Consider the following 13,521-nt stretch of genomic DNA (forward strand, 5'->3'; position numbering starts at 1 on the left):
ATATTCTTAATTGAATAGGTTTTTGGAATTCTGTCCCCAGATTCCATTAATTAAAAAATAAATATAGAAAAAAACATATCCTGTTTTTAGATACACCCGACGGATTACATTTGGACACCCAAATGAAGTGTTAAGAAAATGTTAACAATCAGCTGTTGTTTTAACCTCTGCAACTGTGTAATTTTAAAATAAAGTTCTGAATTACATAGGGTTATGTCCAAAAATTGATCAAAAAAGCATTTCTTAAAATTTTCTTAAAATTTAACATAAAATTATTTTTTGTATTACAAAAATTTGATTTACATTTGCCCCCGCAACCGAAAATAGTTATGCCCCCCATAACTACCTAAAATTAAAAACATTACTAAAATGAAAAAGTTACTCTTTTTTGTATTGCTATTGCCGTACCTTAGTTTTTCGCAGAGTTCTTCACAACTTCTTGTTCGTTGGGAAGGGACGAGAATGAACTGGGGCAACCCGACTACCGTTCCGATGTATTATTATAACTCTACAGGAACAACAACCACCCCTTCCGTTTTTAGCGCATCTAATTTCACAAGTGGAGGTGCTATCAATTATAACTTCGAACCGTATTCAGGATTTGGAGGCCAAAACTGGTCTACTGATGGTATAGATTATGGAAAGTACTTTCAGGCCACGGTAACAGCAGGTGCCGGAAAGAAAATAGAGGCTAAGCATTTTACCTTTACCTATTTCGGACAATGTACTGCCTTTAAAGTAGTTTATCAAAAATCATCTTCGGGTACGCCATCAAATACAAGTTTTTCTACCAACGGCACTGCACTTAGTACTGTTATAAATGCACAGTTAGGTAGTGAAAAAAATGTTGTCCTGCCATTTGGGTCAGACGTGATCGTAACTCCTGGCGAGACATTATATATAAGGGTTTATCCGTATATGGCCAATCTTAATGATAACAAATGGTTCCTTAGGCATGCGAACGAGCAGAATGAAGTGGCAAACCCTAACAGTAACGGGCCTGCAATATATGGTGTAGTTAGCGATGCCACAGGTGTTACTGCCGTTGCCGATACTGATACTGCATTTGAAAATACTGCGGTTACAAAAAATGTAACTGCAAATGATATTGCCACAGGAACAACAATTACCTCTCCTGTACAAATTGTGGCCCCATTACTTCCTGCTGCTCAGGGTGTAGCTACAGTAAATGGTACAAACATTACTTTCACGCCTACAGCTTCGACAGGAAATAAAGTTATTACTTATAAAATTACAGGTGCAGACGGATCTATCTCTACAGCTACCTATACAATAACAGTAAGCGCTTATCCGAGCCCGACAGCAAATGCTGATACAGCTACTACAGGGAAGAATATACCGGTAACTATACCGGTACTTGCAAATGACGTTGCAGGAAGCGGAACAATAGGTACTATCGCCATAACAGGGCAGCCTGCAAGCGGAACAGCTACTATATCTGGCAGCAGCATTATCTATACGCCTACAACTACCTTTACAGGTACAGCTACAATAAGCTATACTGTGACTAACAGTAATAATAAAACATCTAACGTGGCAACTGTTACGGTTACTGTGGTAAACATCGTTGGCCCAACAGCTAATACTGACACAGTATCTACATCAAAGAATGCTGCTGTTACCTTCAGCCCCCTTACCAATGATACTGCCGGTAACAGTGCTATAACTACTGTGGCTATTATAGCTAACCCTGCACATGGTACTGCGGTTGTAAATACGCCTGCAAACACCATTACGTTTACTCCAACAAACAATTATACAGGTACTGACTCTTTTACCTATAGAATAACCGACGCTTATAACGCTACATCAACTGCAACAGTAAACATGTCGGTATTGCAGCCAACAACTACAGGGCCACTTTGCGGTACCTATGTGATCAGCGCAACTACACAATATGAATACCCTCAGTTTACTACCCTTACCGCTGCGATAGCACACCTTAATGCAAACGGTGTTTCATGTCCTGTAACTTTCCTTTTGAAAGATAATAACTATAACGAATCAACAGGTGAAAGCTTCCCGCTAACAATCAATCAATTTGCAGGTACAAGCACTACCAATACAGTTACCTTCAAGCCGGCGCCTGCTAAAAACGTTACTATCAAGGTTAATGATTTCTACCTAAATGGCTCAATTTACCAGGCTACTACTGTATTCCAGTTTAACGGAGCTGACAACATCATCTTTGACGGAAGCAACGCTGTTAACGGATCGACAAGGAACCTTACAGTGTTCAATAACAATACAATTAACTACGTTGACCGTACTGTATTTTGGGTAGCTTCAAACGGAAGCAACGGTGCTAACAATATTACGATCAAGCACACCAACATCAGGCAGGGATACAGGAACCAGGATGGTAAATATACGATAGGTGTATTCTCCGGAAGCAATACCATTGAAAACCCGGATAGCGTAAACAACCGTAACGTGAAAGTTACTCAGGAGGCAGGAGCGAACAACAGCAACATGTACCTGTGGGACAACGATTTTATGAACGTGAAACAAGGTGTATATGTAAATGGAGGCACTACTGTTACTACCGGTGTGAATGTTTTCCAAAATGACCTTGGTGCTGAAAATAATACGGAATCGATTATCCTTCCGGTAACGCTTAACAATGTATCTAACTTCTCTGTATCAGAAAACCTTATCTACAGGCTATACAGGACTACGACAGATGGTGACCTCTTGGCTGGCGGTATCAATATTAAAGGTAACAGCACCAATGGTTCGATTACAAAAAATAACATGAGCGACCTTCAGAGGTTAACTGCAGATGCGAACACTTTTGCAGGTATCGTACTTGCCTCTACAAGTAACAACTCAAACATACTTATTGCGAATAACTTTATCCTTGATCCGGTTGCAAAAGGTAACGGCGGCGGATACAGTAACGGTTATGGTATAATAGTAGATAATGGTGGTGGCTACAGGATACTAAGCAATACAGTGGTGCTTTCTAAAAGCCAGCTAATTGGCGGATACAGTGCTGCACTTTATGTAAACAGCAATGCTTCTAACCTTGATGTAAGGAACAATATCTTTGTAAATACGCAATCTAATACCGATACAAGAAGGTGTGCTATCATGGTAAATAATGATGTGGACAACCTTAATGCGATCTTTACAAAACTGGATTACAATAACTACTATTCTACAGACAGGATAGGTTACATAGCGAACACGCAGGACCTTAATATTACATGGCCAAATAACCCTGACTTTGTATTTACGTTCGGTGGATGGCAAGGCGCCCTTGCTGCAACCAACAACAGCGCTAATGCAAACAATAAAGATACACACTCTTTGAGCGTTAACCCTTCATTCGTGTCTGCAACAGACCTTCACCTTAGTTCAGCTAATACTGCGCTTAACGACAAAGGTACGCCGGTTGCTGAGATCACTAAGGATATTGACGGCCAGCTTAGGAACCTTACAACTCCGGATATGGGTGCTGATGAATTTGGCGCTATCACAATGCCTGCACCGGGTTCTAACGGCGGAATTTACTGCGACAGCTCTACAACATGGAACGGTACTTCATGGAGCAACGGGTTTCCTGCGGCTAATAAAGACGTAATATTTACAGGCAGTAAAACCTTCACAAGCGAGAATCTGTATGCATGTTCAATATTTGTACAGAATGGTGCATCGGTTAACTTCATAAGCCAGTCCAACGCATTTGTAACACACAATGTAAATGTAGAAAGCGGCTCTGCCCTTACTTTTGAAAGCAGCAGCAACCTTATGCAGACTGAAAATACTCAAAACACAGGTACTGTAACTATAAAAAGGAACAGCTCTAAGCTAAGGAGGCTTGATTATGTAATGTGGGCATCTCCGGTAACAGGAACGCAGTCACTGCTTGATTATTCTCCACAGACACTTTTAAACCGTTTCTACGTGTACAACCACCTGAGCAATATGTATGCGCCGCTGCCAGACCCGTCTGCGGTAACATTTGCAAAAGCAAAAGGATACCTAATCCGCATGCCGAACAATCACCCGGCTGCAACACCAACAGTATTCCAGGGATCATTTGTAGGTACGCCTAATAACGGAAATGTTTACTACCCACTGGCCTACCAAAGCAGCACTATAGGCTACAATGCAGTAGGTAATCCTTACCCGTCGCCAATAAGCGTTACTGCCTTCATCGATGCCAACATCGATAATATTGAAGGTACGCTTTGGTTATGGAGGAAAACAAATGATGCTACACAATCAAGCTACTCTACTTTGACTAAAACCGGATATACTGCAAACGCAGCACCGGGAGGATCAAGCACAGATAACGACCTTATTGCCGACCCGTTTGAAATAGCACCTGGTATAGGAATACTTAATACGGCTCAGGGCTTTATCGTGAAAGCGAAAAATACACAAAACCTTGTTTTCAGGAACAATATGCGCCTTAGCACGAACTATGTGAATTTCTTCCGTACTGCAAATGACAATGAAGATCCGTCTGTACCGGTACAGTATGAAATGAGCCGTTTCTGGCTGAACGTTAAAGGTGCGGATGCAGATTTCTCACAAACGCTTATAGCCTACACACCACAGGGTACTTTGGGTTATGATAATGGTTTTGACGGTGTAGCGCTTGATGGTGCTAATATAGATGTGTCATCCATAATCACTGAAGGCAGCGAGCAGATGAAGCTTGCAATACAGGCACGCCCTACATTTACAATTGAAGATAGTGTACAGCTTGGCTTTACAGCTGCAGTTGCCGGCACATTCACATTCGAGCTTGACCACTATGACGGATTGTTCGGTGCGGGCGACCAGGCTATCTACCTTGTAGACAACCTTACCGGAACAATGCAAAACCTTAGGAATGGAAACTATAGCTTTACTACTGAAATAGGTACTTTCGATGACCGTTTTAAAATAGTATATGCAACCGACGAAGAGCTTGGAACCGATGTTCCTGTACTTGATGCAAAAGAAGTTATCGTTTTCCGCAGCGGAAGCCAGATCAGCATCAAATCGCCGCAGGATATCAAATCGGTTACGGTATATGATACTCTTGGCAGGGTGCTTTACAACAATAGTAACGTAAACGCTTCAGAATTTGTAAGCTCGAACATTGACACTGCGCAACAGGTAGTTGTCGTTAAGATGGTGCTTGACAATCAGCAGGTGATTTCGAAAAAAATAATGATGAATTAAATATTCACCAACGCAGCCATTATAAATAAAAATGTGCTGGCTGCTGTAAAGAAATTATAATGCGTAGTAAACATTATAATGTTTTAGTAAGTTTTTTTAGTGGATACAAGGCCCCTCATTTAGTTGCAACTTCGGGGGGCCTTACTAAAAAATCTGTTTCCTGCATCAAAACAGTGATATCAATTCAGACTTCAAATTATACAAGCTCCGTACAGAAAAGTACCGGAGCTTTTTTTTTGCCCTGGACGCAACAGCGATATACAAGATACTTTAGATGGGTGGCCTGGATGACAGGTAGCTTTTATATACCCCGTGCACTATTCGTGAAGACAGGATAGTATAGGCTAAAGAAAGCGCCTAAAGAAATTGTATTACCGGATCTATATTTACATCAGCTGATGTTATCTTTTAATTATAATGTTAAACGTAAAAGGTTTACGGTGTCCGGGTATTAATTTTTCATGTAGTGTCTTTGTAGTTAAAATCAATTGCGCTTTGGCCTATTTGCAATTAAATAACCGCGTTTGGCTGGGTTGTAAAGTTTTTTCATACAAATTGTTGAGCGTCGCCCATTTAAGTAATTTTATATAATCCCTGAAGATCGATTTTTCATTACGAATAATTCATCAGAAAGAAGTTAAGAGATAGTTAAAATTTAAATAAAATGCTGAATGCTTTATATTAATGTAAAAATAAGGCATAGTATTGTTATATTCTTACAGAAGAATATCTTTGCACAGAAGAAATCTTGAATATTTATTTTTTGAATATAAAGGTAATTATGAATTCTGTTCATAATGTTTTAGTAATTTTTTAGTTGGATGCAATTAAATCCCCTGCCACCCGGTTGGGGATTTTCTTTTTTCCATGGCAGATTATAATCTGATTTTTTAAAAGTATTTTCAGAACCATTGTAACGCTTTTTCTTGTTTAGGCTGTCTTATATATCAACACAGATCAAAAATGTGTCAATGGCCTTTAATATTATTCTCTAAGGGATACTCTCAAAATAATGCAATAATTTAAGTAACTGTTTAAATTTTGCAAAGATTAATTTTTAACCACATAGAAACATACCTTTTAGATGACGGATATAGTGTGGAATTGAGTGACACAGAGCCTGAAGCTACGCTTCACTATGTTAGCTATCTCCACTTAGGATTAATAAAGAATTACAAATGCTATGTTTCTATGTGGTAAAATAAATTTTTAGACAGTTACTAAGTTAGAGTATATATTTGAAAAGTTGAGTTTTGACACGATGTTTGTAATTGTTCATGAACCATATATAAATAGGTTAAATGGGTCAAAACCTAATGATAATGTAATGTGAGTATGGTCATTTAGCCATTGCCTGACGATTTCGTAATTTTAGAGTAAGAAAAGGATTACTTTAAATCACAAAAAAAGGTTAAAAAATGCCCTAAAATCTTCCTGAAAAAAAATAATTTGAAATTTTTTTTAACAGTCAAAAAGGCAGAATCACCGACAAAGGGATAGAAATATCCGATAAATGGTCAATTTTTGACTACTATAACGTAATAGTTTGATAGAGTTTTTCTATTTAATTATAGGAAAATCCAATTATGTGATTTCTTTATGGCAGGATAGATAAGAAGTGTTTTTACGGGTTAATTATTTCTTAAAACGGGGCATATCTTTGCTTCAGAAAGTTAACAAACATTACCATTGATTTATCCACAAATTACTAAAATGAAAACATTACCAATTTATCTTCTACTTTTATTACCATTTTTCGGCTTCAGCCAGACCGATCTTGTTAAATGGAATGGCGTATTCAATAACCAGCTTTCCAATGCCCCTACAGTAGTTGCTAACTATGTTGCAGCTGACGATTTTACAGCAAGCAATAACGTTAACCTAAACACCAACTGGAATGGTTTCGAAACTTCAGGGTGGGGCGATGCAAATGCAGCAGCAGATTATGCAAAATATTACCAGATGAGCGTAAGGCCTACTACAGGCGCTTCTATGACGGTAACTAAAATAAGGTTTAAGTACCAGGGAGAGTACAGGAAATTTGAAGTACGCTATGCAAAGAATGCAGCGTTTACAGGTTCTGTATCTTTAGGAGTTACTAACCCGGCCCAGTTTTATAACACAGGCACACAGAAAGACCTATCAGTAAACATTCCTGTACTTGCAGGTGAACGCCTGTATGTAAGGATATATGTTTATGACAAAGTGGGCGGAACAACATGGAGGTTGCTTCATACTAACGGTGGTCACGTGCCCCCAACCATCGTTGGTACAGTAACCGCTCCACAGCCTTTGTCGGGTACCTATACAATAGGACAGGCCTTAAGCAACGATTTTAAAACGATCAGCGATGCAGCAGCAGCTGTAAACAGTGTAGGCGTATCTGGCCCGGTAACATTCCTTCTTAACGATGCGGAGTACAACAACACACTAGGAGAGAACTTCCCTATTACTTTTAACCAGTTTGCCGGCACAAGCGCAACGAACACACTTACTATCAGGCCGAACACAGGCGTTAACGCAAGGATAGATGCTTACAATGCAAACGGTACTGTACCGGTACAGGCAGTATTCAAAATGAATGGCGCTGACAACATCATCATTGATGGAAGCAACATCGCAGGCGGTACTTCTAAAAACCTTACTATAGACAACAATGGCCAGCTTACCTACACTAACCGTTCGGTTATCTACCTTGTAAGCCCAACAGGCACAAACGCTCCTGAGAATGTAACGATCAAAAATGCTTTCCTTCAGCAGAGCTTCACTAACGGCGAAAGCCAGTATACTATAGGTGTGTATGTAGGTGCTGATACATCGGCCAACAACAGCCTTAATATAGGCAATGCTGCAGCGAAAATTAAAAAGCTTACGGTAAGCAATGTGACTTTCCTTAACGTGAAAGAAGGTGTTTACATCCTTGACAATAATGCAACATCATCAGCACTTCAGAATGTAGTAGTTGAGAAAAGCACTTTTGGCGGCGCAACAAACGAAGAAAGGACTATCACAGCAGTTTATGTATCGAACCTTAACGGCTTCACTATCGACAAAAACACAATTACAGGTGTGTACAGGAATACAAACAGCGGCGACCTTGGCTTTGCAGGTATCCACATCGCTGATAACAGTACTAACGGAACGATCTCTGCCAACAACCTGTCTCAAATAGACAAGACGCTTGCCAACGGTAAAGGTATAGCAGGTATCAATCTTTCTTCTACAGCAGCAACAACTAACATTACTGTAGTAAACAACTTTATCCTTGACGTAACCGGCCCGGGTAACGGTGGTGAGAACCAAAACGGTTTCGGTATCGGTATCTTTTCAGGAAATGGCTATAAACTGTACCACAATACGGTAAGGCTTACTAAAGACCAATACAATAACGCAGGTATCTCTTCAGCGCTTTTCATTGAAAACAACGTACTTAACCTTGATGTAAGGAACAACATATTTGTAAACACACAGCCAAACAACTCTGCACGTTTTGCTATCTATGTAGCAACAGCAGGCCAGGCAACGTTTGCAACGCTTAACAACAACAATTACTACTCAGTAGATAAGATCGCATCATTAGGAAGCTTCTATCAGGTGGCTAATATTAAAACCCTTGCTCAGTGGAAAACAGCTACTGCTAAAGATGCAGCTTCAACAGCGATCAACACGGTATTCGTATCATCTACAGACTCTCACATCGCTCCATTCGACGTGATCAACCAGACGCTTACAGCAGGACAGGCGCTTAACGTAGCAACTGACATCGATGGTGACTCAAGAAGCATGACTGCCCCGTATATCGGTGCTGACGAATTCGGTAACACAAGCTGTTCAGACACTACGACGTATAATGCTGACGGTACTTGGTCAAACGGCTTTCCTACAAGCAGCAAAGCAGTTATCATCAACGGTATATTCGCCCCGACTACAGATATCAAAGCTTGCTCGCTTACGATAACAGCTACAGGATCATTGATAATGCCTGCACCGAAAAACCTGTATGTAGTAAACCAGATCAATATTGCGCCGGGCGGTGTGCTTGAAATGAGCAGCAACAGCGACCTGGTACAGATCAACAGTAATGTATCAAACACAGGTACAGCAACAATCAGGAGGAACAGCTCACTTATCAAAAGGCTTGACTATACAATGTGGTCATCTCCGGTATCAGGTACACAGACACTGACCCAGTTCTCTCCAATGACACTGCTTAACCGTTTTTATACTTACAACCCGATAAGCAACATGTATGCCCCGATAGCCGACCCTGCTGCAACAACATTTACAACAGCAAAAGGTTACCTTATACGCACACCGAACGATCATTCTGCTACTGTACCGACAGTCGTAAAGGGAGTATTTACAGGAACACCGAATAATGGTACTATCACGTTCCCAATGGTATACCAGGATGCAGCACACAGCTACAATGCAGTAGGTAACCCTTACCCGTCACCGATCAACGTAAGTGAATTCATCGACGCTAACATCAACAATATCGAAGGTACGCTTTGGTTCTGGAGGAAAACAAACGATGCTACAAAATCAAGCTACTCTGTACTTACAAAATTCGCTTACGCTGCCAATGCTGCACCGGGTGGAGAAAACCAGTACGCAGTAGACCCGCACGGAGTACTTAACACAGGACAAGGCTTTATCGTAAAGGCAAAAAGCGCTTCAAACCTTGTGTTCAAAAACAGGATGCGTAAAGCAAACAGCTCTGACCAGTTCTTCAGGACAGCACAGACAGAAGAAGCAACTACCGAAGCAGAAGCTTCAAGGATATGGCTTAACGTAACAAGTGGCGCTGATGTGTTTACACAAGCTGTAATAGGCTACACTGCCGAAGCTACACTTGATATCGACAACGGAATAGATGGTGAGTCTTTTGTTGACGGAAATACAAACCTTTACTCTATCGCTGCCGAAAAAACACTTGCTATCCAGGGACGCCCTTCATTCACTGCCGAAGATGTTGTGCCAATGGGCTTCAAAACAGAAACAGCAGGAACATTTGAATTGTCAATTGACCACATGGACGGAATATTCCTTGGCGACCAGGCGATATTTGTAAAAGATAATATGACTGCTACCGTACATAACCTAAAAGAAGGCAACTACAGTTTTACTTCTGAAGCAGGTACTTTCGACACACGTTTTGAGATCGTATATGCAAATGAAGCACTAGGTACTGACAACCCGGTTGCTGCTGCAAAAGATGTGATCATCTTCCAAAATGCAAAACAGGTAACGGTAACAGCTCCTGAAACTATAAAATCAGTTGTTGTGTATGACCTTCTTGGAAAGGTGATCTACGTAAACAACAACGTAAACGCACAAGAAATTACAACTACTGCCCTTACGGCTTCAAACCAGGTAGTGATCGTGAAAGCAACACTTGAAAGTCAACAAGTAGTAAACAAAAAAGTAATTGTAAACTAAAAACATAAAATTGGTAATTTTATAAATTGGTTGGTTTGTTTGAAAGCCCCTGCGGAGTGAGTCTGCAGGGGTTTTCTTTTTAGTGTCGTTGCATTCAAGGATGGTAAAGCGACGAAGATTGGGGAGAGAGAAATCTCAAATAAGCAGTAATCTTAAGTATCGACAGGCCTCAGCATTTACGATAATGGTATTTCCTGTCCTGTCCCGCTTTTTGAGCGGGATTTCCGCTTTGGCTCTCCTGTGTCGGGGATTTCACTGCTATCAGGGATAATTGGGAAACTTCATGTCTGTTTTGAGATGTCTGTGTAAGTACATCCTGGCTCTCCTTCCTCCTATGTTTGCAGAGTAATAATTTAACGCTCCACAAGTCTGACTTTGTGGGTGTATTTAAAGGTCTCTTACCTTTCCTGTGCATGTCAGAGACATGCTGTCGCTTCCACAAAGTCAGAGACTTTGCGGAGCAGAGTGCCACGAATTAATGCGGAGTTTTAAGTAGGGGAGGAGCTAACTTTTGAAAGAGTATCTTATTAAAATTTGTGTATTTGTTTGGAATAGAACAGTATGTAAACCGTAAGGTGTTCTTCCATTTCGAACGTAGCTTGCGGAGAGCGAAATCTCAGAAAAAATTGTTTAATTGCAACATAAGAAATTAGTGCAAATGCCCGGGAACTATAAAATAATGTATATTTGTTATTCAGAGACATCATGAATTTATACATAAACTACATTTTATGAACTATACATTACTATTTTGGCAAATCCTACAGGTAGTGTTGCTTTTGGTAATGATCTATTTTCTATATTCAATATATAAGTATATCAAAAGAAATTCGAAGGAGTTATAATGGGCTGGCTTATGGATTAATAATCAGCTAGCACATTAAAATATAAACAAAAAAAGCGCCCCGTTTCCGGAGCGCTTTCTGTATAATGGAAAAATAAAATTATTTTTTCTTTCCTTTTGCAGGTGCTTTTGCAGCTTTTGCAGCCTCTTGAGCAGCTTTCATAGCAGCACGTGAAATCCTCACCTGTGCAACCACTGTGTTTTCAGGGTTAAGCAGTTTGAAGTTGTTAGTCTCTAATTTAGTAACATAAAGTTTGTTACCCATTTCAAGTTCAGAGATGTTAGCTTCAACAAAGTCAGGAAGGTTTGCAGGCAAAGCCCTAACTTTAAGTTTGCGCTGGTTAAGGCGAAGAACACCACCACCAAGTACACCAGGAGAAGTTCCTGTAATTTTTACCGGTACATCCATAGTGATTTCTTTGTCATCATGAAGCTGGTAAAAGTCGATGTGTAAAATTCTGTCAGATACAGGGTGAAACTGTATGTCCTGAAGGATAGCGTTGCTGGTTTTTCCGCCAAGCTCAATTACCACGGTGTGTACGTTTGGAGTGTAAACCAGGTTTTTGAATGCAATCTCTTCTGCTGTAAAATGTACTGGCTGATCTCCTCCGTATAACACGCAAGGAACCATTCCAGCATTACGTACCGCACGCGTTGCCGCCTTGCCTACGCTTTCTCTTTCAGATCCTTTAATCGTAATTGATTTCATTTGAAATAATTAATATAGTTAATAAATAAAAAATTCTATTGTAAGAACTTGCCGCTTATTGAGGTGTTGTTCTGCACCATGTGCATTACCTCGGCAAACAAGCCTGCGCAGGATACCACCCTTATTTTCTCCGTTTCCTGCTTTAGCGGTATACTGTCGGTCACTATAAGCTCAGACAGTTTTGAGTTCTCGATCTTTTCATAAGCATTGCCGGATAATATGGCATGCGTACAAATAGCCCTTACGCTCAATGCGCCTTTTTCGATCATCAGGTCGGCCGCTTTTGCAAGCGTTCCCCCTGTATCTATCATGTCGTCTACAAGTACGATGTTTTTTCCTGTCACATCGCCTATAAGCTCCATTGTTTCAATTTTGTTAGCCTCCTTACGCTGCTTGTAGCATATCACTACGTCGCTGCCCAGGAATTTGCTGTAGGCATAAGCCCTTTTCGATCCTCCCATATCCGGCGAAGCTATTGTAAGGTTCTCCAGGTTGAGCGACTTGATATAAGGTACGAAAATGGTCGATGCAAACAAGTGGTCTACCGGTTTCTCGAAAAACCCCTGTATCTGGTCGGCGTGCAGGTCCATGGTCATGATCCTTGTTGCACCTGCTGTTTCGAGCAGTTTGGCAACAAGTTTGGCGCCTATAGGTACCCTTGGCTTGTCTTTCCTGTCCTGCCTGGCCCACCCGAAGTAGGGTATTACTGCGGTAATGTGCCTTGCCGAAGCCCTCTTGGCAGCATCGATCATCAGTAAAAGCTCCATCAGGTTGTCCGAGCTTGGAAAGGTCGAACACACAAGGAAAACCCTTATTCCCCTGATCGATTCTTCGAATGATGGCTGGAATTCGCCGTCGCTATATTTAGAGAACGTTACCTTACCAAGCTCTGCACCATAGCTTTTAGCTATCTGTTCGGCGAGGTAAGTGCTGTTAGAACATGCAAATATCTTTGCTTCCGGTTCTGAATGCGGCATTTTTAATGTGTTGTTTAGTAGTTAGTTAGTGTTGTGTTGTGTAAACGAGGTGCAAATTTAGGAATTTAATCCGACCCCGAAAGTATTTTTACATCTATTTTGCCTAAAATTAAATATTTATTTTTACATTTGCACCCGTTAATGACCAGCCTGGATGGCGGAATTGGTAGACGCGCACGACTCAAACTCGTGTACTTAGGTGTGTGGGTTCGATTCCCACTCCAGGTACGAAGCCTCTCAGAAATGAGAGGCTTTTTTTATTGGTTACACAGAGTTCTAAATTTTTGGCGCTATACCGCTGAATAATTTGCATAAAAAAAGCCACCGGAGGACCCGGCAGCTTTTTG

4 protein-coding genes and 1 tRNA gene are annotated in these 13,521 nt (G+C 40.7%); 3 read left to right on the top strand and 2 right to left on the bottom strand.

The genetic code is table 11. From position 1 onward, the window contains the following. Positions 1-369: 369 nt before the first annotated feature. Both AAEO56_RS10715 and AAEO56_RS10720 read left to right on the top strand, forming a co-directional pair. Positions 370-5,202, top strand: a complete 4,833-nt coding sequence (locus tag AAEO56_RS10715) for an Ig-like domain-containing protein (protein ID WP_341697050.1) — start codon at positions 370-372, stop codon at positions 5,200-5,202. 1,713 nt (positions 5,203-6,915) lie between these two features. Then, a complete protein-coding gene (locus tag AAEO56_RS10720; protein WP_341697051.1) occupies positions 6,916-10,644 on the top strand; it encodes a T9SS sorting signal type C domain-containing protein in 3,729 nt (1,242 codons plus the stop codon). A gap of 944 nt (positions 10,645-11,588) precedes the next feature. Here the strand turns inward: AAEO56_RS10720 and AAEO56_RS10725 are convergent. Next, positions 11,589-12,197 (bottom strand): 50S ribosomal protein L25/general stress protein Ctc, encoded by a 609-nt coding sequence (locus AAEO56_RS10725; protein ID WP_341697052.1) that lies wholly within the window; start codon positions 12,195-12,197, stop codon positions 11,589-11,591. A gap of 35 nt (positions 12,198-12,232) precedes the next feature. Then, positions 12,233-13,174, bottom strand: a complete 942-nt coding sequence (locus tag AAEO56_RS10730; RefSeq protein WP_341697053.1) for a ribose-phosphate pyrophosphokinase — start codon at positions 13,172-13,174, stop codon at positions 12,233-12,235. Positions 13,175-13,322: 148 nt separating this feature from the next. Here AAEO56_RS10730 and AAEO56_RS10735 point away from each other — a divergent pair. Further along, positions 13,323-13,402 (top strand) — tRNA-Leu (locus AAEO56_RS10735). The last annotated feature ends 119 nt before the right edge of the window (positions 13,403-13,521 follow it).

The organism is Flavobacterium arundinis (assembly GCF_038289855.1).
In the GTDB taxonomy this organism is placed as follows: domain Bacteria; phylum Bacteroidota; class Bacteroidia; order Flavobacteriales; family Flavobacteriaceae; genus Flavobacterium; species Flavobacterium arundinis.

Coding starts and splice junctions, on each gene's coding strand:
- AAEO56_RS10715 (WP_341697050.1), top strand. CDS start 370: ATGAAAAAGTTACTCTTTTTTGTATTGCTATTGCCGTACCTTAGTTTT.
- AAEO56_RS10720 (WP_341697051.1), top strand. CDS start 6,916: ATGAAAACATTACCAATTTATCTTCTACTTTTATTACCATTTTTCGGC.
- AAEO56_RS10725 (WP_341697052.1), bottom strand. CDS start 12,197: ATGAAATCAATTACGATTAAAGGATCTGAAAGAGAAAGCGTAGGCAAG.
- AAEO56_RS10730 (WP_341697053.1), bottom strand. CDS start 13,174: ATGCCGCATTCAGAACCGGAAGCAAAGATATTTGCATGTTCTAACAGC.